Below are 26,868 nucleotides of genomic sequence, written 5' to 3'. Positions count from 1 at the left end.
ACGCCAGGCGCCTCCACTCGGCGCTTGGCTACCGGTCACCCGAAGAGTTCGAACACCAACTGGTCCGGCAGGTGGCTTAGTTCTGACCCATCGTGGTCCAGCCTCAGGGGTTCACTCCACGCCGGGGTTTGGCCCCGATCCCGGTGACCCTCGGCCAGCCGCCGATCGGGTTCGAACGGATTACCCGGACCGGAACCGCCAGTTGGTACCGGGACTGGCTGTTCCGGACGATCGGCCCGTCGGATTTGCGCTACGGGATGGACCCGGACACGATCTACCCGATCCTGCTGCAGCGGCTTGAGGCCGACGATATCGTACGGCGCGTCAACGGGCCGGAGGGCCAAAACCGGCACGCCTGGCTCCTGGTGCCGGAGCGGGTGACAGTTTCTACCGCGACCATCGGGCTCACCTGCGACCGGTGCAGTCGGCGCGAAACCGGGCTCGCAGAGAACGCGAAGATCCTCATCGGATCCCCGTGCACTCGAATAGGCTGCGACGGGCACTTCGCCGGCACGAAGCAACCTGACAGACCCGCGCTGCGCCGATCCCTCCGCTCGGACCGCAATCATAGGGTGGTCGCCCGGGAGCATACCGGGATCCTCGAGACGGATGAGCGGCTGCGGGTCGAGACCGGGTTCATCAAGGGGGAGACACGCTGGGCCCCTAACCTGATCTCGGCCACCCCGACCCTGGAGATGGGGATCGACCTCGGGGACCTGTCCACCCTGCTTCTGAGTTCCGTTCCTCCGGAGGAGGCGAACTACGTCCAGCGGATGGGGCGGAGCGGGCGGCGTGACGGGAACGCGCTGAACATGGTCCTTGCGAATGCGCGCGCGCACGACCTCCAGTTCTGGGAGAACCCGACCCCGATGCTCGCGGGCCAGGTCCGGCCGCCGGGCGTGTTCCTTGCGGCGGAGGAGGTACTTCTTCGCCAGGTGACCGCGTTCACCCTGGACGTCTACGTGTTCGGCTCGACCGTCAGCGGGGATTACGGGAAGGTCCGTGACGTGCTCAAGCGCCGGACTTCAGGCGTGACCCAGGGGTTCCCGATCGAATGGCTTGAGCTGGTGCGCGAGACCGGGCCGGAGCTGGCGGACCGGTTCCTTTCCGGCCTGCCGCGGGAGGTCCGGGACCGGACAGATCTGGCGGATCGGATCCGGTCCTACCTAACCGGGACGGACCCGAAATCGATCGGGTGGCGCGTCGGGGAGGCGTTCGACGCGGCTGCGACAGAGCGGGCCCGGCTCGTGGAAAAGCGGGAGGAGGCGACGAAGGAGCTCAAGCGGCTCCAGAAGCGCCGCGCCGAGCTGACAGATGAGGAGTATCAGCGTCGCGAGCAGGACCTCAACCGGGACCGGACCGAGATCAACCGGCTGATCCGCAGCGGGATCGACGACGTGCCGGTGATCAAGTTCCTGACCGACAAGGGGATCTTGCCGAATTACGCTTTCCCGGAAGAGGGGGTGAAGCTGACCTCGATCCTGTCGCGGCGCAACGACGGCGCTGTCGCGCGCGACGAGGATGGCCTCCTGCACAAGGAATACTCCCGTCCGGCCAGTTCTGCCCTATCGGAGCTTGCACCGGGGCAGTTCTTCTACGCCAACGGTCGCCAGGTCCAGATCGACCGGATCGAGATGGGCAAGGAGGACCTGACCGCCTGGACCTTCTGCCCCGCCTGCTCCCATGTTGCGCATCGGATCGAGGGGACGGAAGCCCGCACCTGCTCGAAATGCGGGGACGAGATGTGGTCGGACAGCGGCTCCGAGCACAACGTGGTCCAGCTGAAGTCGGTCATCGCCGTGGACAGCGAGGAAAAGGCGGCGATCCGCGACGGAGATCAGCGGGACCAGCGCCAGTTCGACCGTGTCCTGATGCCGTTCCACGGGCCGGAGGACATCGCCACCTCTTGGTTCACGAGCCGGGACAACGGCGCCCCGTTTGGGTTTGAGTTCCTCCCTCACTGCACCTTCCGGGACTTCAACTTCGGCCAGAAGTCCAGCCTGCCAGGTCCGAGGATTGCGGGGGAGCGCCGGCCTGCGCAGCCGTTCCAGATCTGTCGCCACTGCGGGTCACTCCAGGGTCCACCACGCGGTGCGGACGATCGCGGGACGCACCCGCCGAATTGCGTTGCGATGCGGGATCAGGACTTGCACCGGGACCGTTGGGAGACAGGCGTGTTCCTGATGCGGAAGTTTGACACAGAGGCGATCCGCATCGTGATCCCGGTGGTCGGCGACGCGGATGACGATGACCTCAAGAGCTTCGTTGCGGCGATCAACCTCGGGATGCGGCGTCATTTCGCGGGCAAAGTGGATCATATCCGGTCCACCATCTTCCAGGCGCAACTGAACGGGATGGCCACGGTCCGGAGTCTTTACCTCTACGACTCCGTCCCCGGCGGCTCAGGCTATCTGCGCCAGATCGCTGAGCATCCGGACACGATGCGCGCGGTGATCAGCCGCGCTGCGGAGGGGCTCCGAGACTGCCCCTGCAACCAGGAGCCGGACCGGAACGGGTGCTTCCGTTGCGTGAAGCCGTACCGGTCCCAGTTCGGACCAGGGGAGCCGGACCGGGACCGGGCGCGGCAGATGATGGAGACGATCCTCCAAAAGTGGGACAGCTTGACCCGGACCGAGACCGGGATCGACGAGTCGATCCGGGGGGCGCTGGTCGAGAGCGTGCTCGAGAAGCGGCTCCTACGGGCCCTTTCCGACCTTTACGGTGACGGGGCGCTAACCCCGCAGGTCCTTCCGGGTGGACGTCGCGGCTTTGTGCTGCGCGCGGGCCGGTCGGACGCGCCGCGCCTCTGGACGATCGAGCCGCAGGTGCAGATCGACGCTCGGTTTCGGGGCCTCCCTCGCAAGAGGATCGACTTCCTGGTCACGCCCGTCGGCCGCGGCGGTGGGCTGCCGGTCGTAATCGAGATGGACGGGATCGAGTATCACGCGGGCACGGTGGCGCAGGACCTTCTGGACCGGATGCTGATGATCCGGTCCGGGCAGGTGCGGGTCTGGACCCTGTCCTGGCGAGACCTGGACCCGGAGGACGGCGGCTACCTGAACCCGCTCTCCGAGACCGCCCTCGGGACGCAGATGACAGGCCCCCTCGGAAGGGCTCTGGCACACCCGCTTCTCGCCCCACACGCGGAGGCGGTCCGTGCGCTTCAGACGGTCAGCACGCTCGAGGCGCTCAGGGGCTTCCTCGATGGGGGCACCGACATCGAGGCGGCGATCCGCTCCATCCTGGTCCGGGGGCTCGTGAAGGCGGGGCGGCCGCTCGATCAACTCCCTCGACAGGCGGCCCTTTCCGAGGCGGGGCGGCTGTTCCTGCTCTCACCGGGGCTCGCGGAACATGTAGGTGTCGGGGCGCTCGACCTCTATCTGGCCTGCCAGAAGATCTCGCCGACGGAATGGGCGCAGTCCGACCGCGACGTCCGGCTCCTTCTTCGTGCGGTCCTGCCGGACCCAGGCGAAATCCCAGCCGCGAAGGCCCTCTATACGGAAGCGTGGCGCGGGCTCTGGCGGGTCGTGAACCTGTTCCAGGGGGTGCGCGGACTCCATGTCGAAGTCGACGGGCTCGACACGCTAGCGCCGCCGGACATGTCGGAGCCGGTCGCGGAGCCAGAAGGGGTGCCGCCCACGGCCGCTTGGGAGGAGGCGCGCGCCCTATGCGACGAGGCGTTCCACCCGTTGATCGACGCGCTGATCGCGGCGGAAACCCCCGGGCCGGACCGGATCGGGGACGACCTGCTCGCGGGTAGCCGCGTGATCGGCATGATGGAGTTCGGATGGGTGGAGCCGCGCGTCGCCGTCGCTGAGACGGCCCATGAGGGGACCGGCTGGGCGCTGATCCGGTTCGATCCAGGAACCGACCAAGTCGGGGAGACAGTCTCGAGGATTATCAAGGCCCTTCAGGAGGCACGGACATGACGGGCACGATGACCAAGCGGGTCTCCTACGACATCGGCTGCATGAAGAGCCTGCGGAAGCTGCCCGACCGGGTGGCGCTCAAGTTCATGGACATGATGACCCGCTATATGTCCGACCCGTCCGCGAACGGGCTGAATCTCGAGACGGTGGAGGGATCCAAGGACAGCTCGATAAAGTCTCTGCGGGTCGATCATGGGTACAGGGCGATCGCCTTTGAGGTTAGCCGCGACATCATGTTCGTGCACGTGAACGAGCACGACAAGGCTTACCGCTGGGCTGCCGGGCGCCGGGTCAAGCTCGACCCGGAGACGAACCGCATCCGGATCATCGAGGAGCTCGATGCGGTCATGGAGCCTGTGGCAATCCCGGCCCCCGCTGCTCCGCGTCTCTTCGGAGCGGTCTCTGACGCGCGCCTGCGCGAGCTCGGCGTGGCAGAGGAGGAGTTGCCTGCGGTCCGCAACATCCCCACGATCGAGGCTCTGGAGGGTGCGGAGGACCGGTTCGACCCTCTCACCTATCAGATCCTCTACGCGGTCGCGGCCGGCTATGAGGACGAGGAGATCAAGACACTGACCGGGGTCGGCGGGGAGCCGGACGCGGAGCCGCAGACGTCCCCAGCGGATCTGACCTTCGGCCAGTTGATCGAGACGGAGCAGAGCCGCCAGACGATCTTCATCCCGGACAGCGAGGCGGAGCTGCGTCGCGTCTTTGAGGAGGGGCTCGAGGGGTGGCGCGTTTTCCTGCACCCCGAACAGCGCAAGATCGCCTACCGGGACTATAACGGGCCGGTCCTGGTCCGGGGCGGCGCCGGGACCGGCAAGACGGTCGTTGCGATGCACCGGGCAAAGCATCTGGCGGACCACATCGAGAAGGATCCGACCCAGGCGGGCAGGCGGGTGCTTCTGACCACCTTCACGACCAGCCTCGCCCATGACATCGAGGCCAACCTGCGGACCCTCTGTCCGGCGCATCTGGACGCGCGCCCGCCACGGATCGAGGTGATCAATCTAGACCGGTGGGTTTCCCAGTTCCTCAAGCGCAAGAGCTTCGCGCGCGAGGTCGCCTTCTTCGGCGAGGCGCGCGATCGCCTCGACCAGGTCTGGCGGTCGGTATTCGACGATCACGAGCTGCCCGAGGGGCTGTCCGAGCCGTTCGTCCGCGCGGAATGGGCGCAGATCGTGCAGGCCAAGGGGGTGGCCGACCAGAGGGGCTACCTGAAGGCGTCCCGGGCTGGGCGCGGCACCCCGCTTGACCGCAAGAAGCGGGCTGTCCTGTGGGATATCTTCGCCGATTACCGGGCGCGGCTGATCAGCGAGGGGCTTGCGGAGCCGGATGACGCGTACCGGGAAGCGACCGAAATCCTGACCTCGGAGGCACCGAACCTCCCTTACGCCGCTGTGATCGTGGACGAGGCGCAGGACATGGGGGAGCAAGCATTCCGGCTGATCCGGGCGATCGTTCCGGAGACCCCGTCTGGGGACCGGAATACTCTCTTCATCGTGGGGGACGCGCATCAGCGAATATATGGACGGCGAGCCAATATGTCCGCCTGCGGGATCAACGTCCGGGGCCGATCGAAGCAGCTTCGGCTCAACTACCGGACCACGCAAGAGATCCGCGCTTGGGCCGTCTCCGTCCTCGAGGGCGTGAGTGTGGATGACCTTGACGAGGGGACGGATACACTGCGCGGCTACGTCAGCCTCATGCAGGGGGCTGCCCCGTTGCTAGTCGGGTACAAATCCGAGGCGAAGGAACTGGAGGGGCTGGTAGCTTGGCTCCGCGGGCTCCCGGCAGATCGAATTCGACTCTCCGACATAGGCGTGCTTTGCGCGCGCAAAGTGGACGTGGAGAGGGTTCAAGGAGCGCTACGCGCCGCAGGGATCGAGACGGTGCTCCTTCAGTCCGGCGCGGACGATCGGGCTGTTCCTGGGGTCCGGATCACGACCATGCACCGGGCGAAGGGTCTCGAATTCTTTGCGGTGTCTATTCCGTTCCTCTCCGACACCGCATTCCCGCCGCCGGGCGTGCTTCGGACGGCGGTCGATCCAGCGGACCGGGAGGACATCGTCATGCAGTACCGGTCCCTCCTCCATGTCGCAGCAACCCGTGCGAAGCAGGCGCTTCGCGTTTCTTGGTCGGGAATTGCAACGGGCCTGATTGACGCTGCCACCTTGGATGCCCCGCCCTGAGCTACCGTTGCGTCCCGACTCGTGGTGTAGGAGGCCCAAGCGGCGCGCGCCGGGCAGCACCGTCGGGCGGCCGGAGACCCAGGCATTTACAGGCAGCCTCTTCGGCTCAGACCGTCGACTTCGCATCGAAGATCCCGCAGCGAGTGGTTCTGATCAACGGGAAACGCTTAACCGAACTGATAGTCGAGCACGGCGTTCGGGTGCGAATCAGCCGAACCGTTGAATTCGAACGCCTGGACGAGGATCTTTTCTCGGAGGAAGAGTGATCCGCCCGACTGGCCGTACCGAAGTGTTCGCTCTCGAAGTACGGATTTCAGGCAAGTGGGGTTCGAACCGAAGCAAGAGGCGAGCGCGCTGAAACCGGCCATTTACCTAGGTTTTTGCATTCCGTACTAAAACGCCTAAGTCAGGAGGTCCGGAGAGAATTGGCCTTCGGAGAGCGATTTTCGGCCGGCTCCGCGCCGGGCCAGTCAACAGATCTGCCCCGAAAACCCCAGGAGACCTGCCACTCAGCGCGATGCTCGGTCAGGCGGAGAGCACGGCTCGTATGGGAACTGGCGGAGGGGATGGGATTCGAACCCACGAAACGGGTTATCCCCGTTTAACGGTTTAGCAAACCGCCGCCTTCGGCCACTCGGCCACCCCTCCGCAGGGTGTTGAAGTTGCACGGCGTATGCGGAGCCGCTTCTAGCCTTCCTGCGGTCGCCCGTCAAACCCGGAGGGCGACAAGCCGGACGAAAAATGGAGCCGTCCTGCACTTCGCCGAAGCCCCCCCTGTATTCCCGCGCTTCAGGACGATTCACCGGGCGCGGCGGGACCGGGGAAGGGGCCGGTGGAAAAGGGAAACCGCGCCTTCCGCACGCTGCGGCGCCCGGGCCGGAACACCTGCCGCCCGCCGAAACCGGCAGCGCCCGCCCGCCAGGAGCTTTCCGCCACAATGTGTCCTGGCCCGATCAGGCCGGCACGCCTGATCGGGAGCGGTCTTAGAGCAGATCCCGTTCCGATGGCATCATCGGAACGGGTGAAGATGCTCATAAAAACAAATGCTCTAGCCCACCACCGCCAGATCGAACGCTGCCCGCAAGCTTCTCGCCTTGTCCTCAAGGCCCGGAATCTGCCGGAAGGTTCCGGCGACATCCAGCGCCTTGTCCTGGGCGCCGCAGGCGCCGTGGAGCGCTTCGGCCTTCTGTACCAGCGCATCGGCGAGCCGGGCGAGCACAGGGGCGAAGCGCTGCGCCGTGGCAGCCTTCGGCCCGGCCCAGTTCGGCGCCGCACCCCACCAGAGGATGTCCAGCAGCCGAAGCGGGTCGCTTGACGCGAAGATCGCGGCCGCCAGGCCGGCCACCGCATCGAGGAGGGCTCGCTTCACCACCGCATCCGCCACGAATCCGCCCTCGCGCGGGTTCTCGTCCAGCACCTGGCGCAGGCGGTGAAGCTCGCGCCGGAGGAGATCCTCAGGGCAGGCGGAGACCCGCGCGCCGATCATCGTGCCGGTGCTGTCCGTGAAGTTGCTGGGCGCTTCCAGCGCGTTGATCAGGGGGTGGTACTCGTGCTCGCCGCTCCAATCGAACTGGCCGCGGAAGAACTGCTCATCATAGCCCCGCGGAACGCCCGAAAAGCGGACGGCCACGTCCTGCCCGCCGCGGTCGATCTGGTAGAGCGCCATCTCCAGCGTGTTCACCGGCCAGCCAAGGTCGATGGCGCTCCAGAAACTGTCGCTGGCCTGCTCGCCGGCCAGGGCAACGGCATTGACCAGAAGATGGGTCGCCTGCCGGAGATTCTGCAGGTTGAAGTGCCGGTCCGCGCCATGCAGCCCGACCAGGCCGGACATGATGCCCTGTGCGATGTCGCGCGCGACGACGCCGTTCTCCAGCACATGCGTGAAGCGGGTCGTCACGAAGCGGGTGGGGCCATCCTGGCGGGCGGCCGCCATCCACTGCGCCTCCGCCAGTTTTTTGGTGGCGGTATAGACGTGGTCCGTGATGTAGGCGAAGCACTTGCCCGTCGAGGAATAGACCGCCTGGGCGACCCCATGCCGCTGGCAGGCGGCAATGACATTCGCCGTGCCGTAGACATTCGTCTCCACCGCGTCCCGCACCACCACCTCGGCCCGGCCGGGCTCGCGGATGGCGGCGAGGTGGAACACCACCTCCGGGCGCAGCTCAGCAAAGGCGGCGTCCAGCGCCGCAGCGTCGCGGATGTCGACCTGGATGCCGCTGCCAAGGCCGCTATGGGCGACGAGGTCAAGGCTGACGAGCGCCTGCGGCTCGAAGCTGGCGAGCAGCGTGCGCAGGCGGGTGCCGACGCAGCCGGCGCCGCCGATGACCATGACGCGCCGGCCCTTGAGCCGCTTCAGCGCCGCCTCCTGGTGGAGGGCGACATTCCGGGTCATCGCCAGCTCGATCGGGTTTTCGGAGAGCCGGCCCTCGCTCTTCATGGTCGCGATCAACCGGCGGGTCACCCCGCGCAGGGCGGCCAGTGTCCCGGAATCCAGCTCCGCAAGCCCGGGAGGAGCCAGGCTCTTTATCTCATCGATGAGGCTGGCGCTGGTTTGCAGAGGCATGGTTGGGGTCCGCTTGCTGAAGGCAGGAGATCACGAAAGTTGAAGTCTGGGAGAAACGCTTTCTCGTATGACAAATAATCCACGGAGAGCGCTACCGGAACTCCAGTCAGGAGTAAATTATTTGAATATACACTCTTCGTGGATTGATTTCACTGCAAGGGTCAGAATTGTGGATGAATTTACTGTTCAGCTTCTTTTCGCCAGGCTGAAAATCCCCGCTCCAGATTGAAAAGGTGCGCCGGATCGTAGCCGGCGGAGACAAGGCTGCGGATCGCGGCGCTGCTGCGCATGCCGGACTGGCAGTAGACGATGATGTCCCGGTCACGCGGCAGTGTGCCGAGCACCCCTCCTTCCGCCTTCCCGCCATCCCTCAGGACCGACTGGACAGCCTGCTCGATCTCCGGCTTCGCAATGCGCAGGGCGCCAGGGATGGTGCCCCCCAGCCACTCATCGGGGTTCCGCACGTCGAGGATGAGCATTGTGTCATCCGCCTCCAGCCGCGCCCGCAGCTCGGCGGGGCTGAGCGTCTGACCGACCGGCGGCGCCGCGCAAACCATCTGCTCCGTCCGCAGCACGATCTCGGAGGAAGGCTTGCTGCAGCAGGGGCAGTTCGGGGCCTTGGCGAGCTCCACGGTGCTGAAGCTGAGGTCGAGACCGTCATAGACCAGCATGCGGCCAATCATCGGCGTGCCGATGCCGCTCAGGAGCTTGACCGCCTCGGTGGCCTGCAGCGCACCGATGACGCCGGGCAGCACGCCCAGCACGCCAGCTTCGGAGCAGTTCGGCGCCAGCTCAACCGGCGGTGGCTCAGGGAACAGGCAGCGGTAGCAGGGGCCGCGCCGCGCATCGAAGACGCTGAGCTGGCCGTCGAAGCGCAGCACGCCACCGAAGACGTTCGGCTTGCCGAGCTTCGTGCAGGCATCGTTGACGAGATAGCGGGTCGGGAAATTGTCGGTCCCGTCGATCACCACGTCGTAGCGGGCGATGAGATCGAGCGCGTTGTCCACCGAGAGAAAGACGTCATGCCGCTCGATCACCACGTCCGGGTTCAGGTCGCGCATCCGCGCCGCGGCGCTCTCGGTCTTGGCGCGGCCGAGGGTGGAGTGGCCGTGCGCGATCTGCCTCTGCAGGTTGGTCTCTTCCACCACATCCGCATCGACCAGGCCGATCCGCCCGACGCCGGCGGCAGCCAGATAGAGCGCGGTCGGGCAGCCAAGGCCGCCCGCGCCGATCAGTAGCACGCTGCCGGCTTTCAGCCGGCGCTGACCTTCAAGGCCGAACTCCGGCAGGATCAGATGGCGGCCGAAGCGCCGCAGCTCCGCTTCGGTCAACTCGGGCAGGGGCATTTCCGCAGCCACGGCGCTCAACCCCCGGCGATGCTGGCGAGAATGCGGATCTCGTCATTGGCGGCGACAGGCGTCTCAAGACCCTGAAGCAGCCGAATATCCTGTCCATTTTTGGAGACAACAACAAAGTGCCTGAGCTGACCGGCAGCAAAGAGATGCCCGCGCATTTCTGGGGCTTGCTGAACAAGACTGTTGAGGACGGCCGAAACTGTTTCTCCGCTAACAGTAACTTTCGGATGCTGAGCGGTGTATCGGCGTAGAGAACTTGGCATCAGGACAACAGGCATTGATTTTATCCCTGGGAATTGAGCGGTGTCTTCAGTATAGCCAGGATCACGTCTCTTAAAAGTTCTCATACCAATCTAATTGGCGATATCGCGAAATTTTGCGTGTGTTTTGGCTGGCGGTCGCCGGCAAAACATTACTCAGAAGTAAGGCAATTCAAATTGCCTTAAATGAACTAAATTTAATTTACTCTGCCTTATCTTGGTAAACCTATCGGCGAAACCTCCCGGAGAAACCGCGCGCATCCCCCCAGGCAGCGATTCAAGATCGTAAGCTTCTGCCTTTTCTCTGCTGCTCTTCGCAAATCAAGCATCAGAGAAAGAGCTAAATGTGGGAAATATTCCCTCAATCTGCGCGCGGCGTTTCTTTATGGTGCACTCGTCTCCCGAAGCTCCGGAAAAGCACCTCGAAGGCGCTTCCGTCGCCAGCCTGCTTGCGGAGGCGATCACCGCCAGGGGGTGCGCTCGGGGCAGATGGCAGGAAGGGCCTTCAGGAGAGGATCAATAAGGGGCCACGGCCCAGTATTGCGATTCATTCGCATTGCAACCGCCTCGCAATAGCGCCATAACCCCGGCAGCAGCGAAGGAAGCCTTGCCGGATGGGAATGCGAGGGATCACAGGCACTCTGAGTCTTCTGACGGCGCTGCTGCTGCATGCCCCCGCCCAGGCCCAGTCCCCGGCCGACGCGGTCGGTCTGGAACTCAACCGGCTCCAGCCGCAGGGCGAGGGCTGCCGGGTCTGGCTGGTGCTGCGCAACGCCGCCTCCGCCGCCCTTGATCCCCTGCGCCTCGACCTTCTCGTCTTCGGGAAGGACGGGGTGATCTCAAGGCGCCTTGCCCTCGATGTCGGCCCGCTGCCCGCGGAGAAGACCACGGCCCGGGTCTTTGACCTGAGCGGGCAGGATTGCGGCGGCATCGGCTCGCTGCTGCTGAACGACCTGCTCGCCTGCGGACCAGCGCCGAATGGCGGCAGCGCCTGCCTGCCGCGCCTTGCCTTGTCCTCGCGCGTCGAGGGCGTTCCCTTCGAGAAGTGAGACGGCCCCGATGAACCCGACCGAGATCGCTCCGCCTGCCGCCGACATTCCCGTCGCCGGCCTGCACGCCGTGCCCGACCTTTCCATGCTCGGGCTGTTCCTGCAGGCCGACTGGGTGGTGAAGGGCGTCATGATCGCGCTGGCCCTGGCTTCCGTCATCTGCTGGGCCATCATCGTCGAGAAATCCGTCCTGCTGCGGCGCATCGGGCGGGAGGTCCGCCAGCTGGTGGGTGCGGCGCGCCCCGATGCGGCGGCAGGTGTCGCTCCGCAGGGCGAGGGGCTCGCCGCCCGTGTGCTGCGCGCCGGCACCCGCGAATGGCGCGACGGCCGCGAACCCGGCGAAAGCCGCTTCGAGTACCGGCACCGCATGGAGCACGCGATGCGCCATGCCCTGACCGGGGAACTCCGCAGCGTGGAACCGGGGCTGCCTTTCCTGGCGACCGTCGGGGCGGTGGCGCCCTTCGTCGGCCTGTTCGGCACCGTCTGGGGCATCATGAACAGCTTCGCGGGCATCGCGCAGAGCAACGACACCAGCCTCGCCGTCGTCGCGCCCGGCATCGCCGAGGCGCTGTTCGCGACCGCGATCGGCCTGGTCGCCGCCATCCCTGCCGTGATGGCCTACAACCGCCTGCTGGTGCGGCTCGGCCGGCTGCGGCAGGAAGGGCAGGCCGCCGCCGCGGACCTCGCCGCCAGCCTCTCCCGCCGGCCGCCGCGCCTGGCGGACGCCCGTAGCAGCGCGGCGGCCGAGTAAGCCGCCATGGCTTTCTCCGGCCCCAGCCTCGGCGGCGAGGACGACGATCCGCTGCCGATGGCCGACATGAACGTCACGCCCCTGGTGGATGTGATGCTGGTGTTGCTGATCGTCTTCATGGTGGCGGCGCCGATGATGGTGGTCGGCGTTCCGGTGGAGCTGCCGAAGACCGCTGCTCCGCGCGCCGCGGCCCAGCGCCCGCCCACCGTGCTCACCGTGACCGCCGACGGCCGCGTCTTTCTCCGGAAGGAGGAAATCGCCGCTCCGGACCTGGTGGTCCGGCTGCGGGAGATGCATGCGGAAGACCCTGAAGCCCCGGTCTATGTGCGCGGCGACCGCTCCGTTCCCTATGGCGAGGTGCTGCGGGTCATGGGGCGCGTCACCCAGGCCGGCATCACGCGCGTCTCGCTGATCGCCGAGGCGGAGGCTGCCGGCGCGGTGCAGGCGCGCTGAACGGAACCATCCCATGTCCAGCTTGAGCCTTCCCGCGCCGCGCGCCCTGGGCTGGGGCGCCTCCATCGCGCTGCATGGCGGCGCGGCGGCATTCCTGCTTCTGGCGGTTCCGGTGTCCGAACCCCAGCCGGCCATCATGCCGCTGGAACTGGCCACCATCCCGACCGCGCCGGCGAACGATGCGAGCGAGCCGAGCGAGGTGGCGGAGCCGGTGGAGGCGGTGGTGGCGCCCGCGGCCACCACCGAGCCGCCTCCGGAGGCCGTCACCGCCGCTCCGCCGCCCGATGCGCCACTGGTGCAGCCGCCGCAGGCCACGCCGGCCGAGCCTCCTCCACAGGTCGCCACGGCGGAGGTGGAGCCGGTCGAGTCCGCGGCGCCGGACGTCGTGCAGGCGGTGCCGCCCGACGTCACGCCAGCCGAGGCGCCGGAGCCGGACAGCGCACCGATCCTGGAGGCGCAGGAGCTACCGCCCCCGCCGCCACCCGCACCCCCGCCGCCTCCGCAGGCGGCGCGGCCGCCGGCGCCCCCCACGCCCGCGCCGCCGCGGCGGGAGGCGCCGAGGCCCCAGGCCGCCCCCCGGCAGACGGCCGCGCCTGTCGCGCCCGCTCCCGCGGCGCCCGCACCGGCAGCCGCGCCCGCCCCGGTGGCCCGCCGGATGGCCGCGCCGCCACCGAGCTATCTGGCGCGGCTCTCGGCGGCGCTGGAGCGGGCCAAGCGATACCCCACCGCCGCCCGCCTGCGGCGCGAGGAAGGGGTCGCCCTGCTGCGCTTCAGCATGCAGCGCGATGGCACGCTGCTGGGCTGGCGCATTGAGCGCAGCACGGGCTCGCAGACGCTTGACGAGGCGGTGGGCGAGATGATCCGGCGGGCTTCGCTGCCGCCCGTGCCGGACGAGATGGGAGGCGGCAGCACCGTCGAGCTGGTGGTACCCGTCCGCTTCAACCTGCGCTGAGAAGGCCGGGAGGGCGCCGACGGACCCTCCCTGGCCAGCGCCTCAGGCCCGCTTGCGGCGTGCCGCTGGCCGGGACGGCAGCAGAGGCGCCAGGAAGCGTCCGGTATGGCTTGCCGGCACGGCCGCGACCTCCTCCGGCGTGCCCTCCGCGACGATCTGGCCGCCGCCATCGCCGCCCTCGGGGCCGAGGTCGAGGATCCAGTCGGCGGTCTTGATGACCTCCAGGTTGTGCTCGATCACCACCACCGTGTTGCCCTGCTCGACGAGCTGGTGGAGCACCTCCAGCAGCTTCCGCACATCCTCGAAATGCAACCCGGTGGTGGGCTCGTCGAGGATGTAGAGGGTGCGGCCGGTGGCGCGGCGGGACAGCTCCTTGGAGAGCTTGATGCGTTGCGCCTCGCCGCCGGAGAGGGTGGTCGCCTGCTGGCCGAGATGGATGTAGCCGAGGCCAACCTCCTTCAGCACCCGCAGCTTCTCCCGGATGGCCGGCACGGCGGAGAAGAATTCCAGCGCATCATCCACCGTCATTTCAAGCACATCGGCGATGGATTTCCCGCGGAACTTCACTTCCAGCGTCTCGCGGTTGTAGCGCTTGCCCTTGCAGGTGTCGCAGGTGACGTAGACGTCGGGCAGGAAGTGCATCTCGATCTTCAGCACGCCATCGCCCTGGCAGGCCTCGCAGCGCCCGCCCTTGACGTTGAAGCTGAAGCGGCCGGGCTTGTAGCCGCGCGCGCGGGAGTCCGGCAGCTCGGCGAACCAGTCGCGGATCGGCGCGAAGAGGCCCGTATAAGTCGCTGGATTCGAACGCGGCGTGCGGCCGATGGGCGACTGGTCGATATCGATGATCTTGTCGAGATGCTCCAGCCCCTCCAGCGCCTGGTGCGGCGCGGGCACGGTGCCGGCGCCCATCAGGCGGCGGGCGGCGGCCTTGTAGAGCGTCTCGATGACGAAGGTGGACTTGCCGCCGCCCGAGACGCCGGTGACGCAGGTGAAGGTGCCGAGCGGCACCGCCGCCGTCAGGTCGCGCAGGTTGTTGCCGCTGGCGCCGACCACGCGGAGCTGCCGGTCCGGGTCGCGCCGGCGGCGCTGCGCCGGCACGGGGATGGCGCGGCGGCCGGAGAGATAGGCGCCGGTGATGCTGTCCGGATGCGCCGCGACCTCCTCCGGCGTGCCCTGGGCGATGACACGGCCGCCGCCCGAGCCGGCGGCGGGGCCGATGTCGATCAGGTGGTCGGCGGTGCGGATGGCGTCCTCGTCGTGCTCCACCACCAGCACGGTGTTGCCGAGGTCGCGCAGGCGGCGCAGCGTGCCGAGCAGGCGCTCGTTGTCGCGCTGGTGCAGGCCGATGGAAGGCTCATCCAGCACGTAAAGAACGCCGGTCAAGCCACTGCCGATCTGCGACGCCAAGCGGATTCGCTGACTCTCGCCGCCCGACAGCGTGGCCGAGGAACGGGCGAGGGAGAGGTAGTCCAGCCCGACATCGAGCAGGAAGCGCAGCCGGTCGATGATCTCCTTGAGGATGCGGCGGGCGATCTCGGCGCGCTGCGGCGTGAGGGTGGGCTCGACCTGCTGGAACCAGGGCAGCGCCTTGGCGATGGAGAGGTCGCTCGCCTCGGCAATGTTCAGCTTGGCCACCTTCACCGAAAGCGCCTCCGGCTTCAGGCGGGCGCCACGGCAGGCATGGCAGGGGCGCTCCGCCTGGTAGCGGGAGAGGTCCTCGCGCACCCAGGGATTGTCGGTCTCGCGCAGGCGGCGGGCGAGGTTGGGGAGCACGCCCTCGAAGGGCTTCTTCACCTCGTAGGCGCGCAGCCCGTCCTTGTAGCGGAGGGCGACGACCTCATCCCCGGTGCCGTTCAGGATGGCCTCGCGCGCCGCCCTGGGCAGCTCGCCCCAGGGGGTGGAGGTCTTGATTCCCAGATGCTTGGCGAGGCTTTCGAGCGTCTGGTCGTAATAGGGTGCGCTGTTGCCGGCCCAGGCGGCCACGGCGCCGTCGGCCAGGCTGCGGGCGTCGTCCGGCACCACCAGGGCGGCGTCGAAGAAGCTTTCCGTGCCAAGGCCGCTGCAGACCGGGCAGGCGCCCTGCGGCGAGTTGAAGGAGAACAGGCGCGGCTCGATCTCCTCCAGCGTGAAGCCGGAGACCGGGCAGGCGTAGCGGCTGGAGAAGACGGTGCGCTCGCCTTCCGTCCCCTTGGCATCCGCGTTCTCGGCATAGGCGACGCCATCGGCCAGGCCGAGCGCCGTCTCGAAGGAATCCGCCAGCCGCTGGGCCAGCCCTTCATTGCCGACCACCACGCGGTCCACCACGACTTCGATGTCGTGCTTCTTGCGCTTGTCGAGGCTCGGCGCCTCCTCGATGCGGGTCAGGGTGCCGTTGATCTTCACCCGCTCGAAGCCGCGCCGCTGGTACTCGGCCAGCTCCTTGCGGAACTCGCCCTTCTTGCCGCGCACCACGGGGGCGAGCAGCAGCAGGCGGGTGCCCTCCGGCATGGCCATGACGCGGTCCACCATCTGGCTGACCGTCTGCGCCTCGATCGGCAGGCCGGTGGCCGGGGAATAGGGCACGCCCGCCCGCGCCCAGAGCAGGCGCATGTAATCATGGATTTCCGTCACCGTGCCGACGGTGGAGCGCGGGTTATGGCTGGTGGTCTTCTGCTCGATCGAGATCGCGGGGGAGAGGCCCTCGATGCTGTCCACATCCGGCTTCTGCTGCAGCTCCAGGAACTGCCGCGCATAGGCCGAGAGGCTTTCCACATAGCGCCGCTGGCCCTCGGCATAGATCGTGTCGAAGGCGAGGGAGGACTTGCCGGAGCCGGACAGGCCGGTGATCACCGTCAGCGTGTGCTTCGGGATGTCGATGTCGACGTTCTTGAGGTTGTGCTGGCGCGCGCCGCGGATGCGGATCTCGTCGCTCTGTCCGGCAGCCTGGGCGGGGGTGGCATGCAGCTTCGTCGGCATCGTCAGGTCAGGCTCCTGGGCGGCGGGCGTTCGCATTGTGTTCTGGTAGCTGTTGTGCCAGCATCCGCTGGCCGCGAGAAGTGGGCATGGCGCATGGCCGGGCAAGCCCCGCCGCTGCGCACTGGTGGGAAAGCCGGTGGGTGGCTAGGTTGCGCCGAGGCGTCCGGATGGACGCACGAAGATGTGAAAACTCGCTCCAGCGCCGGCACCCAAGCTTTCGTCATTCCGAAGGCCGGGCCGGTGCAGCCGGGCGGCAGTGTACAGAGGAGCGGGCGGCATGGCCGGCAGCGTCAACAAGGTCATCCTGATCGGCAATCTCGGGCGGGACCCGGAGGTGCGGAACTTCCAGAATGGCGGCCGGGTGGTGAACCTGCGCCTTGCCACCACCGACTCATATAAGGACCGCGAGGGCAATCGCCAGGAGCGCACCGAGTGGCACTCGGTGGCCATCTTCAACGAGAAGCTCGGCGAGATTGCCGAGAAGTACCTGCGCAAGGGCAGCAAGGTCTATGTCGAGGGCAAGCTGGAGACCCGGAAGTGGCAGGACCAGTCCGGCCAGGACCGCTACTCGACGGAAGTGGTCCTGCGCAACTTCGGCGGCGAGCTGACCCTGCTCGACAGCCGCGGCGGCGAGGGTGGCGGTGGCGGCTTCGAGGGTGGTGGTGACCGCGGCGGCCGCTCGGGCAGCGGCGAGCGCAGCGGCGGCAGTGGCGGCGGTGCCCGTTCGCAGCGCGGCGGCTGGGATGCGCCGAAGGGCGGCAGCGACCTCGACGACGACATTCCGTTCTGATCGCAGGGGAGCGCTCGTTCCTGGAGGGGAGGGGCGCCCGCCGCTTCATCGGGCCGGGATTCTGATCCAGATCATCGGCCCGATGAAACGCAAGCTATGCAGTCTGGTTCAGAGTGACGAAGACAGGACCTGAAACCCCCGTGATTCTTTCCGCTGACCGTATCCGTCTCGCTGCCCGGCCCGCCGACAAGGAGTCGGCGATCCGCGAGGCGGCGCAGCTGCTGGCCGAGACCGGCGCCATCCAGCCGGCCTATGCCGACAGCATGCTCCGGCGCGAAGGCGAGGCCGATACCTTCCTGGGCAACGGCATCGCCATTCCGCACGGGCAGCGGGCCGATCGCGGGCTGATTACGAAGACGGCCATCGCGGTCCTCCAGGTTCCGGACGGGGTGCGCTGGAATGGCGAGGATGTGGCGCATCTGGTGGTCGCCATCGCCGCCCAGGGGGATGAGCACATCGCCGTCCTGCGCCGGCTGACCGACGTGCTGGGCGAGGCCGATCTGGCCGCCCGGCTGGCCCGCACCCGTGATGCCGGGGAGATCCTCGCCGCCCTCGACCCCGACAAGCCGCTGCCCGCCGGCGCGGCCACTCCAGAGGCCGCCCCACAGGAGGGGGCGATGACCGCGGCCGTCGCGGCCCCGGCCGTGGCCGGAATGCATGCCAGGCCCGCCCGGGTGCTGGTGCAGCTGGCGAAGAGCTACCAGTCCGCCATCACGCTGAGCCATGGCGGACGCAGCGCCGATGCGCGCAGCATGATCGCGCTGCTGCAGCTTGGCGCCGGCCCCGCCGCCCCCATGCAGCTCCGCGTGGCCGGTCCGGACGCCGCCGCCGCGCTGAAGGCGCTGCGCGCCGCCTTCGACGACCAGCTCGGCGACAACGATCCCGGCGAGCCCGCCCCTGCAGCGGTCGAGGCCGCGCCGCCTGCGGTCCAGGAGCCGCCGGAGCCGGGGGCGATCACTGGCCTGCCGGCGAGTCCCGGCGTGGCCATCGGCGTGCTGCACCGCTTCCGCTCCGAGGCAGCCGGCTTCGCCGCGACCTCCACCGACCCGGTGGGCGAGCAGGCGGCGCTTGAGGCGGCGCTGGAAGCCTCCCGCGCCGAGTTGAAGACCGTGGCCACCGAGATGAGCCATCGCGTCGGCGAGAAGCACGCCGCCATCTTCGCCGCCCATGAGGAGTTCCTGGAGGACCCCGAGCTGCTGACCGCGGCGCGGCGGGCCATCGAGGGCGGCGCCTCGGCGCCCGCCGCCTGGCAGGACGCGACCAACGCCCAGGCCGGGGCGCTGGCCGGCGTGGGGGACCCGCTGCTGGCCGCCCGCGCCACGGATCTGAAGGATGTGGCCCGCCGGGTGCTGCGCCATCTCGTCGGGGGCGGCGCCGAGGCCGGGCCGCTGCCCGAGCGCGCCGTCATCGTCGCTGAGGATCTCACCCCCTCGGAGACCGCCAACCTGGACCCGGCCCGTGTCGTCGGGCTGGTGACGGCGGCGGGCGGGCCGACGGCACACACCGCCATCCTGGCGCGGGCGCTGGGCATTCCGGCCGTGGTGGCGGCCGGGCCGGGCGTGCTGGAGCTGGCCGATGGCACACCCGTGGTGCTGGACGGCGACCGCGGCCACCTGCTGCCGAACCCGGACGAGGCGGCACGAGCGCGCGCCCAGGCGGCCCAGGCGCGCGGGCGGGAACGCGCCGCGGCGGCGCGGGAGGCGGCCTTCCGCCCCGCCATCACGCGTGACGGACACCGCATCGAGGTTGGCGCCAATGTGCGCCGGCCGGAGGAGGCCGCCGAGGCGCTGGCCGCCGGCGCCGAGGGCACCGGGCTGGTGCGCAGCGAGTTCCTGTTCGACGAGCGCCCGCAGCCGCCCAGCGAGGACGAGCAGTTCGACCTCTACCGGCGCCTGGCGGAAGGCTTTGGCGGCCTGCCGGTGGTGCTGCGCACGCTCGATGCCGGCGGCGACAAGCCGCTGCGCTTCGTGCACCACCCCGCCGAGGCGAACCCCTTCCTCGGCCTGCGTGGGTTGCGGCTTTCCCTGGCCGAGCCGGCACTGTTCCGCGCCCAGGTCCGCGCCGCGCTGCGGGCCGCCCGGCATGGCGACATCCGCATCATGCTGCCGATGGTGGACGGGCTCGCCGACCTGCGCGCCGCCCGCGAGATCGTCGAGAAGGAGCGGCTGGACCTCGCCGCGCCGCCGGTGGAGGTGGGCATCATGGTCGAGGTGCCCTCGGCGGCGGTGATGGCGGACCAGCTCGCCGGCGAGGCGGATTTCTTCTCGATCGGCACCAACGACCTGACGCAGTACACCCTGGCGGTGGACCGGCTGCACCCGACGCTCGGCGCCCGCTCCGACGCGCTGGACCCGGCGGTGCTGCGGCTGATCGACATGACGGTGAAGGCGGCGCATGCGCGCGGCCGCTGGGTGGGCGTCTGCGGCAACATGGCGGCCGACCCGGTGGCGGCGCCGATCCTGCTCGGTCTGGGGGTGGATGAGCTGTCGGTTTCCATCCCCAATGTCGCCGCGCTGAAGGCGCAGATCCGGGCGCTCAGCATGGCGGAGGCGGAGCGGGTGGCACGCCTGGCGCTGGGCTGCGCCACAGCCGCCGAGGTGCGCGCCCTGCCGGCGTTGCGGGAACTGGGCCATGCCGGCTGACGCCCTGACGCGGATCGGCACGGTCACGCTGAACCCCGCCTTTGACCTGACCATCCCGCTGCCGCGCCTGGAGCGCGGCGAGGTGAACCGGGCCCAGGCCGCCGAGCTCCGTCCGGCGGGAAAGGGCGTGAACGTCTCGGTGATGCTCTCGGTGCTGGGCGAGCCGTCCCGTGCCACCGGGCTGCTTGGGGCGGCAGACTGCGCCGCCTTCGAGGAGTTCCTGCGCCCGCTCGGCATCGTCAGCGACTTCGAGCCGGTGCCGGGGCGCTGCCGCATCAATGTGAAGCTGGTGGAGACCGCGGCGGGGGAAGTTACCGACATCAATCCTCCGGGGCCCACGGTGGCGCCCTCGGCCCTGGCGGCGCTGATGCGGCGGCTGGAGCGTGCCCCGGAGCTGATGGTGCTGGCCGGCAGCCTGCCGCCGGGACTGGGAACCGATGCCTGGGACGGGCTGGTCCGCCATCTCTCCGCCGCCGGCCGGCGCGTGCTGCTGGACAGCAGCGGCCCTGCCTTCGAGGCTGCACTGGCGGCCCGGCCCTTCCTGGTGAAGCCGAACCGCTCCGAGCTTGCGGCATTGCTCGGCCGCAGCCTGCCCGATCGCGCCGCGCTGATCGCCGGGGCGCGGGAGGTGCAGCAGCGTGGTGTCAGCCATGTCGTCGTTTCGGCGGGCGGGGAGGGAGCGCTGTTCGTGCTCCCCGACGCCTGCCTCTGGGTGCGCCCGCCCGCCGTGCCGCTGACCACCACGGTCGGCGCAGGGGACGCGATGGTGGCCGGGCTCGCCGCCGGGCTCGCACGAGGCCTGGACGCCGCGGCGCTGGCGCGGCTGGCCACCGGCTGCGCCGCCGCCGCGGTTTCGCGGCCGCCGGGCGGACTTCCGGAGGCCGCCGAAATCGCCCGCCTCGCGGAGGCGGCCCATGTTGAGCGTCTCTGATCCTGTTCTCCCTGACCTGGGTGAGTGTCATGCCTCCTGATTCCGGCACCGTAACGCCGACGCGGCTGCTCGCCGTCATCCGCCACGCCGCCAGCGCGCCGCATGCCCGCATGGCGGCGGAGGCCCTGCGGGACGCCGCCGGGCGCGCCGGGCTCTCCCTGACCCTGGATACGGCAGAGGCGCCCGCCAGCCAGCCGGATGCCGATGCGGTGCTGCTGGTGGGCGACGCCACCACCGAGGCCGCACGCCATGCCGGCCGGCCGCTGATCGCCACCACGGTGGTCGAGGCGATCCGCCGGCCGGAGCAGGCGCTGCGCTCGGCCGCCTCGCTCGCCATGCTGCCGCGGCCGGCCCCGGCGCCTGCCCGGCCGCCGGAGACGGGGGCGCCGGCAGCCGCCACCACCGCGCCCGCCGGTGCCGGCAGGAAGCTCGTGGGCATCACCGCCTGCCCGACCGGCATCGCCCATACCTTCATGGCCGCCGCGGCGCTGGAGAAGGCGGCGAAGGCCGCCGGGCACAGCATCAGGGTGGAGACGCAGGGTTCGGTCGGCTCCAAGAACACGCTGACGGAGCAGGAGATCGCCGAGGCGGATGCCGTGGTGATCGCCGCGGATACCGGCGTGGACACCTCCCGCTTCACCGGCAAGCGCATCGTCATCGCCGGCACGGGGGATGCGCTGAAGGACGGGCAGGGGCTGATCGCCCGCGCGCTCGCCGCCGAGCCGCAGGGCGGGGCGAAGGCGGCCGCCGCGGCATCGGCGCCCGCGCCGGGCAAGGCGACGCAGGCGCCGGGCGTCTACAAGCACCTGATGACCGGCGTCTCCTACATGATCCCGCTGGTCACGGCGGGCGGGCTCTGCATCGCGCTCTCCTTCGCTTTCGGCATCGAGGCCTTCAAGGAGCCCGGCACGCTGCCGGCGGCGCTGTTCCAGATCGGCGCGCAGTCGGCCCTGGCGCTGATGGTGCCGGTGCTGGCCGCCTTCATCGCCTTCTCGATCGCCGACCGGCCGGGCCTGGCGCCGGGCTTCGTGGGCGGCTCGCTGGCGGGCGCGGTGGGCGCGGGCTTCCTCGGCGGCATCGCTGCCGGGTTCCTGGCGGGCTACGTCGCCAGGTTCCTGCGGGACCGGCTGCCCTTCCCGGAAAGCCTGGAGGGGCTGAAGCCGGTGCTGGTCATCCCGCTGCTGGCCTCGCTCGTGACCGGCCTGCTGATGATCTATGTGCTCGGCACCCCGATCGCCGCGGCGCTGGCCTGGCTGACCGAGTTCCTGCGCGGCATGGGTTCCACCAACGCGGTGATCCTGGGCGTGCTGCTGGGCGCCATGATGGCCGCCGACATGGGCGGGCCGGTGAACAAGGCGGCCTATGCCTTCGGCGTCGGCCTGCTGGGGTCGGAGACCTTCGCGCCGATGGCGGCCATCATGGCCGCGGGCATGACCCCGCCGCTCGGCATTGCCATCGCCACCTTCATCGCCCGCAACCGCTTCAGCCAGGAGGAGCGGGATGCCGGCAAGGCGGCCGCCATCCTGGGCGCGGCCTTCATCACCGAGGGTGCCATCCCCTTCGCCGCGAAGGACCCGGTGCGGGTGATCCCTTCGCTGATCGCCGGCTCGGCGGTGGCGGGCGGGCTCTCGATGCTGTTCGGCTGCACCCTGCGCGCGCCGCATGGCGGCATCTTCGTGGTGGGCATTCCCGGCGCGGTGGGCAATCCGCTGGGCTATCTGATCGCCATCCTGGCCGGCACGCTGGTCACGGCCGGGGCGGTGGCCGTCCTGAAGCGCCGCTCGCCGGTGGCGGCCGCGGCCTGAGGGCAGGCCGGTTTGGCGGAAGGCGCCGGATCGGCTATAGAGGTGGGGAATTCAATGGGGCAGGGGCGGCTCACCGGGCCGCGCCGCCCGGGCCATGGGTGCTCCGTCAGCCCCGCTGCCTTGCCCCGTTCCTGCTGCATGGGAAGACCGCGTGAGCGAGAGCGACAACGGCTCCGGGCCTGTGGCCCATATCCCGCCTGAAGGCACGCTGCCGATCGCGCTCGAGGAGGAGATGCGCCGCTCCTACCTCGACTATGCGATGAGCGTCATTGTCTCCCGCGCCCTGCCGGATGTGCGGGACGGGCTGAAGCCGGTGCACCGCCGGATCCTGTTCTCCATGCAGGAGAACGGCTTCACGGCGGACAAGCCTTACAAGAAGTCCGCGCGTGTCGTCGGCGACGTGATGGGTAAGTATCACCCGCATGGCGACAGCGCGATCTATGACGCCATGGTCCGCATGGCGCAGACCTTCTCGCTGCGCGTGCCGCTGATCGACGGCCAGGGCAATTTCGGCAGCATGGACGGCGACCCGGCAGCGGCCATGCGCTATACCGAGGCGCGGTTGGCGAAGTCCGCCGTGGCGCTGCTCGAGGGCATCGACGAGGACACCGTCGAGTTCGGCCCGAACTACGACGAAAGCGCGCAGGAGCCGAAGGTGCTCCCCGCCGCCTTTCCGAACCTGCTGGTGAATGGGGCCAACGGCATTGCGGTCGGCATGGCGACCAATATCCCGCCCCACAACCCGGCCGAGGTGATCGACGCCACCCTGGCGATGATCACCGAGCCGGAGATCACGCTCGAAGAGCTGATGAAGATCATCCCCGGGCCGGATTTCCCGACCGGGGCGCTGATCCTGGGCCGTTCCGGCATCCGCTCCGCCTTCGAGACCGGGCGCGGCAGCGTCGTGCTGCGCGCGCGCGCCGAGATCGAGGAGATGCGCGGCGGTCGCAGCGCCATCGCCATCTCGGAGATCCCCTATCAGGTCAACAAGGCGACCCTGATCGAGCGCATCGCCGAGCTGGTCCGCAGCAAGCAGATGGAAGGCATCAGCGACCTGCGCGACGAGAGCGACCGCTCCGGCCTGCGCATCGTGGTCGAGCTGAAGAAGGACGCGACGCCGGAGGTGGTGCTGAACCACCTCTACCGCTACACCAACCTGCAGACCTCCTTCGCCGTGAACATGCTGGCCCTGCACAACGGCCGGCCGCAGCAGATGGGGCTGCGGCAGGTGCTGCAGGCCTTCATCGACTTCCGCGAGGAGGTGATCCTCCGCCGCTCGCGCTATCGCCTGGGCAAGGCGCGGGACCGCGGGCATCTGCTGGTCGGCCTTGCCATCGCGGTGGCGAACATCGACGAGGTGATCCGCCTGATCCGCGAGAGCCCCGACGCCGTCACCGCCCGCAATGCGCTGATGGACCGGGACTGGCCGATCGCCGATGTCGGCCCGCTGCTGGCGCTGGTGGACGACGCGGGCAACATCGTGGCGGACGAGGCGGTGCGCCTGACCGAGGCGCAGGCGCGCGGCATCCTGGAGCTGCGCCTGCAGCGCCTGACCGGGCTGGAGCGCGACAAGATCCACGCCGAGCTGGACGAGGTGGCCGGGCGCATCCGCGAGCTGCTGGAGATCCTCTCCTCCCGCCCGCGCCGGCTGGAGCTGATGGCGGAGGAGCTGCGGGCCGTGCGCGCGCAGATCGCCTCGCCGCGCCTCTCCGAGATCGTCGAGGGCATCGCCGACCAGGACGACGAGAGCCTGGTCGAGCCGGGGCTGATGGTCGTCACCCTGACGCGCGACGGCTATGTGAAGCGCACCCCGCTGGAGACCTTCCGCGCGCAGAACCGCGGCGGGCGTGGGCGCAGCAGCGCGGGGATGCGGCAGGACGACGTCGTCGTCCGCTCCTTCAACGCGCATACCCACCAGTGGGTGTTGTTCTTCACCAGCCGCGGCATGGCCTTCCGCGAGAAGGTCTGGAAGCTGCCGGAGGCCGGGCCGACGGCGCGCGGACGCTCGCTGCGCCAGCTCCTGCCGCTGCAGGAGGGCGAGGGCGTGACGGCGGTGCTGCCGCTGCCGCAGGACGAGGACATGTGGGAGAACCTGCACCTCGTCTTCGCCACGGCGCAGGGGAATGTCCGCCGCAACCGGCTGTCGGACTTCAAGAATGTCCGCTCCTCCGGCCTGATCGCCATGAAGCTGGACGAGGGGGACGGGCTGATCGGCGTCTCCACCTGCCGCGAGGGCGACGACGTGCTGCTGGCCACCCATGCCGGCCGGGCCATCCGCTTCCGCGCCGACCTGGACACGCTGCGCGTCTTCGCCGGGCGCGACTCGACCGGCGTGCGCGGCATCCGGCTGGGAAAGGGGGATGCGGTGATCGCGCTCTCCGTGCTGCGCCATGTCGAGGCCAGCGTCGAGGAGCGCGCCGCCTACCTGAAGCAGGCCGCGCAGCGGCGCCGCAACGGCGAGGAGAGCGCGGAGGCCGCCGCCGAGGCGGAGGCCTCGCTGGCGGAGGAGAACGCCGAGGAGGCGGCCACCGAGATCGCCCTCTCGTCCGAGCGCTTTGGCGAACTGGAGGAGCAGGAGGAAATCCTGCTCACCGTGACCGATGGCGGCTTCGGCAAGCGCAGCTCGGCCTATGAGTACCGCGTCACCGGGCGCGGCGGGCAGGGCATCGGCAACATCAACCTGACCGCCCGCACCGGCCGCACGGTGGTGGCGACCTTCCCGGTGCGCACTGGCGACGGCGTCATGCTGGTGACGGATACCGGGCGACTGATCCGGCTTCCGATCGACCAGGTTCGCATCACCGGCCGGCAGGCCATGGGCGTGACCCTGCTGCGGCTCGGCAACGGCGAGCGCGTCATCTCCTGCTCGACCGTGGTCGAGGAGACGGGCAGCGACGCGGAGGGCAGCGGCGACGCGGAGGGCGGAGAGCCGGAAGGCGGCGAAGGCAATGGCTGAGCCGCCCCGCCAGCCGCGCGCCGGGGTCTATCCCGGCACCTTCGACCCGGTGACGAACGGCCATCTCGACATTATCGGGCGCGCGGCGCGCATCCTCGACCGGCTGGTGGTCGGCGTCGCGATGAATGCCGGCAAGGGGCCGATGTTCCCGCTGGAGGAGCGCGTCGAGCTGGTCCGTGCCGAGGTGGCGCCCATCGCCGCCCGCACCGGCGCCGTCATCGAGGTGATGCCCTTCGACGGGCTCCTGGTGCAGTTCGCCCGCGAGGCCGGCGCCCAGGTGATCGTGCGCGGGCTGCGCGCCGTCACCGATTTCGACTACGAGTTCCAGATGGCCGGGATGAACCACCGCCTCGATCCCGAGATCGAGCCGGTGTTCCTCATGGCCAGCGAAGGGAACCATTTCATCTCCTCGCGTTTCGTGAGGGAGATCGCGGGGCTTGGAGGCGACATTTCCAGCTTCGTGCCGCGCCTGACGCTGGAGCGCACCCTGGCGAGGGTGCGTCAGCGGAACCCAGGGAACTGAACGGATGTATCGCCGCACCCTGCTCGCCAGCACCCTTGCCGTTACGGGAGTCATGATGTCCGAAGCCACTACCAGCGAAGCCGCCCCGCAGGACGATCGCGAGAACACCCTGTTCTTCGACCTGAAGGATGGCCGCGTCGTCATCAAGCTGCGCCCGGACCTGGCGCCGCAGCATGTCGAGCGCATCAAGACCCTGACCCGCCAGGGCTTCTATGACGGCACGCCGTTCCACCGCGTGATCGAGGGCTTCATGGCCCAGGGCGGCGACCCGACCGGCACCGGCACGGGCGGCAGCCAGCTCCCCGACGTGCCGGCCGAGTTCAGCCAGCCCTCCAAGGCGCGCTTCCTGCGCGGCGTCTGCGGCATGGCCCGCACCGCCAACCCGAACAGCGCGAACAGCCAGTTCTTCATCATGTTCGCGCCGGCACCCAGCCTGGATGGCCAGTACACCATCTGGGGCCAGGTGACCTCGGGCATGGAGTTCGTGGACAAGATCAAGCGCGGCGGCGGCTCGAACGGCATGGTCCGCGATCCGGATCGCCTGCTGAAGGCGCAGATCGCCGCCGACGTCCAGGGCTGATCGCGCGCGGCCGGGGCACCACCCCCGCCGCATCCGACTTGACAGCGGAGCCAGGGAAGGCTTTTTCCCCGGCTCCGCCCTTTGTGCCCGTAGCTCAGCCGGTAGAGCACGAGACTTTTAATCTTGGGGTCCTGGGTTCGAGTCCCAGCGGGCACATTCCGGCGGGTGGCTGGTACAGCCAGGCC

Annotated in this window: 17 protein-coding genes and 2 tRNA genes; 14 read left to right on the top strand and 5 right to left on the bottom strand. The window is 69.2% G+C overall.

Translation table 11 applies throughout. From position 1 onward, the window contains the following. Positions 1-143 precede the first annotated feature (143 nt). Complete coding sequence (locus tag QMO56_RS17300) at positions 144-3,929, top strand: Zn-binding domain-containing protein (protein WP_283527700.1); 3,786 nt, start codon at positions 144-146, stop codon at positions 3,927-3,929. Continuing rightward, positions 3,926-6,118 carry a UvrD-helicase domain-containing protein gene (locus QMO56_RS17295; protein WP_283527699.1) on the top strand — a complete coding sequence of 731 codons (2,193 nt, stop codon included), beginning with the start codon at positions 3,926-3,928 and terminating at the stop codon, positions 6,116-6,118. The genes QMO56_RS17300 and QMO56_RS17295 overlap by 4 nt, the downstream gene beginning before the upstream one ends. Before the next feature lie 555 nt (positions 6,119-6,673). Here the strand turns inward: QMO56_RS17295 and QMO56_RS17290 are convergent. From QMO56_RS17290 to QMO56_RS17275, 4 genes are all read right to left on the bottom strand, one after another. Beyond that, positions 6,674-6,766: transfer RNA gene (locus QMO56_RS17290), tRNA-Ser, on the bottom strand. 400 nt (positions 6,767-7,166) lie between these two features. Further along, positions 7,167-8,681, bottom strand: coding sequence for a polysaccharide biosynthesis protein (locus QMO56_RS17285; protein ID WP_283527697.1), 1,515 nt, complete (start codon positions 8,679-8,681; stop codon positions 7,167-7,169). Between the two features lie 179 nt (positions 8,682-8,860). Next, positions 8,861-10,039, bottom strand: coding sequence for a molybdopterin-synthase adenylyltransferase MoeB (moeB, locus tag QMO56_RS17280; RefSeq protein WP_283527708.1), 1,179 nt, complete (start codon positions 10,037-10,039; stop codon positions 8,861-8,863). Positions 10,040-10,044: 5 nt separating this feature from the next. After that, the gene (locus QMO56_RS17275) at positions 10,045-10,314 is read right to left on the bottom strand and encodes a MoaD/ThiS family protein (protein WP_283527695.1); all 270 of its coding nucleotides are present in this window, start codon (positions 10,312-10,314) and stop codon (positions 10,045-10,047) included. Between the two features lie 602 nt (positions 10,315-10,916). Here QMO56_RS17275 and QMO56_RS17270 point away from each other — a divergent pair. The 4 genes from QMO56_RS17270 to QMO56_RS17255 are packed head-to-tail and all read left to right on the top strand — an operon-like array spanning position 10,917 to position 13,501. Further along, positions 10,917-11,345 carry a Tat pathway signal protein gene (locus tag QMO56_RS17270; protein ID WP_283527693.1) on the top strand — a complete coding sequence of 143 codons (429 nt, stop codon included), beginning with the start codon at positions 10,917-10,919 and terminating at the stop codon, positions 11,343-11,345. Positions 11,346-11,355: 10 nt separating this feature from the next. Continuing rightward, a complete protein-coding gene (locus QMO56_RS17265) occupies positions 11,356-12,096 on the top strand; it encodes a MotA/TolQ/ExbB proton channel family protein (RefSeq protein ID WP_283527691.1) in 741 nt (246 codons plus the stop codon). Positions 12,097-12,102: 6 nt separating this feature from the next. Next, entirely contained in the window at positions 12,103-12,549 is a 447-nt protein-coding gene (locus QMO56_RS17260; RefSeq protein ID WP_283527689.1) for an ExbD/TolR family protein, read from the top strand. A 13-nt stretch (positions 12,550-12,562) separates the two neighbouring features. After that, positions 12,563-13,501 carry an energy transducer TonB gene (locus QMO56_RS17255; protein WP_283527687.1) on the top strand — a complete coding sequence of 313 codons (939 nt, stop codon included), beginning with the start codon at positions 12,563-12,565 and terminating at the stop codon, positions 13,499-13,501. Between the two features lie 42 nt (positions 13,502-13,543). Here the strand turns inward: QMO56_RS17255 and uvrA are convergent, their stop codons facing one another. Then, positions 13,544-16,456 (bottom strand): excinuclease ABC subunit UvrA, encoded by a 2,913-nt coding sequence (gene uvrA, locus QMO56_RS17250; RefSeq protein ID WP_283527685.1) that lies wholly within the window; start codon positions 16,454-16,456, stop codon positions 13,544-13,546. 277 nt (positions 16,457-16,733) lie between these two features. Between uvrA and ssb the strand changes: the two genes are divergently transcribed. The 8 genes from ssb to QMO56_RS17210 all read left to right on the top strand — a co-directional run bounded on the left by ssb (position 16,734) and on the right by QMO56_RS17210 (position 26,839). After that, positions 16,734-17,246: a single-stranded DNA-binding protein gene (gene ssb, locus QMO56_RS17245; RefSeq protein WP_283527683.1), complete on the top strand. Its 513-nt coding sequence runs from the start codon at positions 16,734-16,736 to the stop codon at positions 17,244-17,246. 140 nt (positions 17,247-17,386) lie between these two features. Beyond that, positions 17,387-19,888 carry a phosphoenolpyruvate--protein phosphotransferase gene (gene ptsP, locus QMO56_RS17240; protein ID WP_283527681.1) on the top strand — a complete coding sequence of 834 codons (2,502 nt, stop codon included), beginning with the start codon at positions 17,387-17,389 and terminating at the stop codon, positions 19,886-19,888. Continuing rightward, the gene (pfkB, locus tag QMO56_RS17235; protein ID WP_283527679.1) at positions 19,878-20,819 is read left to right on the top strand and encodes a 1-phosphofructokinase; all 942 of its coding nucleotides are present in this window, start codon (positions 19,878-19,880) and stop codon (positions 20,817-20,819) included. The genes ptsP and pfkB overlap by 11 nt, the downstream gene beginning before the upstream one ends. A 29-nt stretch (positions 20,820-20,848) precedes the next feature. After that, complete coding sequence (locus QMO56_RS17230; RefSeq protein ID WP_283527677.1) at positions 20,849-22,624, top strand: fructose-specific PTS transporter subunit EIIC; 1,776 nt, start codon at positions 20,849-20,851, stop codon at positions 22,622-22,624. 232 nt (positions 22,625-22,856) lie between these two features. Continuing rightward, positions 22,857-25,580, top strand: coding sequence for a DNA gyrase subunit A (gyrA, locus tag QMO56_RS17225; RefSeq protein WP_408906537.1), 2,724 nt, complete (start codon positions 22,857-22,859; stop codon positions 25,578-25,580). After that, complete coding sequence (coaD, locus tag QMO56_RS17220) at positions 25,573-26,103, top strand: pantetheine-phosphate adenylyltransferase (RefSeq protein WP_283527673.1); 531 nt, start codon at positions 25,573-25,575, stop codon at positions 26,101-26,103. The genes gyrA and coaD overlap by 8 nt, the downstream gene beginning before the upstream one ends. A 4-nt stretch (positions 26,104-26,107) precedes the next feature. Then, positions 26,108-26,683 carry a peptidylprolyl isomerase gene (locus QMO56_RS17215; protein ID WP_283527671.1) on the top strand — a complete coding sequence of 192 codons (576 nt, stop codon included), beginning with the start codon at positions 26,108-26,110 and terminating at the stop codon, positions 26,681-26,683. A gap of 83 nt (positions 26,684-26,766) precedes the next feature. Further along, positions 26,767-26,839, top strand: a tRNA-Lys gene (locus QMO56_RS17210). The last annotated feature ends 29 nt before the right edge of the window (positions 26,840-26,868 follow it).

This window comes from Roseomonas sp. E05 (assembly GCF_030063475.1).
Lineage (GTDB): Bacteria > Pseudomonadota > Alphaproteobacteria > Acetobacterales > Acetobacteraceae > Pseudoroseomonas.
Note: the sequence above shows the minus strand (reverse complement) of the source record. Positions and strands in the feature narration are given on the sequence as shown.

What these genes read in the sequence shown, in the direction of transcription:
- uvrA (WP_283527685.1), bottom strand. Translation starts at nt 16,456, where the DNA reads ATGCCGACGAAGCTGCATGCCACCCCCGCCCAGGCTGCCGGACAGAGC.
- QMO56_RS17270 (WP_283527693.1), top strand. Translation starts at nt 10,917, where the DNA reads ATGCGAGGGATCACAGGCACTCTGAGTCTTCTGACGGCGCTGCTGCTG.
- QMO56_RS17260 (WP_283527689.1), top strand. Translation starts at nt 12,103, where the DNA reads ATGGCTTTCTCCGGCCCCAGCCTCGGCGGCGAGGACGACGATCCGCTG.
- pfkB (WP_283527679.1), top strand. Translation starts at nt 19,878, where the DNA reads ATGCCGGCTGACGCCCTGACGCGGATCGGCACGGTCACGCTGAACCCC.
- QMO56_RS17265 (WP_283527691.1), top strand. Translation starts at nt 11,356, where the DNA reads ATGAACCCGACCGAGATCGCTCCGCCTGCCGCCGACATTCCCGTCGCC.
- gyrA (WP_408906537.1), top strand. Translation starts at nt 22,857, where the DNA reads ATGCGCCGCTCCTACCTCGACTATGCGATGAGCGTCATTGTCTCCCGC.
- QMO56_RS17230 (WP_283527677.1), top strand. Translation starts at nt 20,849, where the DNA reads ATGCCTCCTGATTCCGGCACCGTAACGCCGACGCGGCTGCTCGCCGTC.
- ssb (WP_283527683.1), top strand. Translation starts at nt 16,734, where the DNA reads ATGGCCGGCAGCGTCAACAAGGTCATCCTGATCGGCAATCTCGGGCGG.
- QMO56_RS17255 (WP_283527687.1), top strand. Translation starts at nt 12,563, where the DNA reads ATGTCCAGCTTGAGCCTTCCCGCGCCGCGCGCCCTGGGCTGGGGCGCC.
- QMO56_RS17295 (WP_283527699.1), top strand. Translation starts at nt 3,926, where the DNA reads ATGACGGGCACGATGACCAAGCGGGTCTCCTACGACATCGGCTGCATG.
- coaD (WP_283527673.1), top strand. Translation starts at nt 25,573, where the DNA reads ATGGCTGAGCCGCCCCGCCAGCCGCGCGCCGGGGTCTATCCCGGCACC.
- QMO56_RS17275 (WP_283527695.1), bottom strand. Translation starts at nt 10,314, where the DNA reads ATGCCTGTTGTCCTGATGCCAAGTTCTCTACGCCGATACACCGCTCAG.
- QMO56_RS17215 (WP_283527671.1), top strand. Translation starts at nt 26,108, where the DNA reads ATGTATCGCCGCACCCTGCTCGCCAGCACCCTTGCCGTTACGGGAGTC.
- QMO56_RS17285 (WP_283527697.1), bottom strand. Translation starts at nt 8,681, where the DNA reads ATGCCTCTGCAAACCAGCGCCAGCCTCATCGATGAGATAAAGAGCCTG.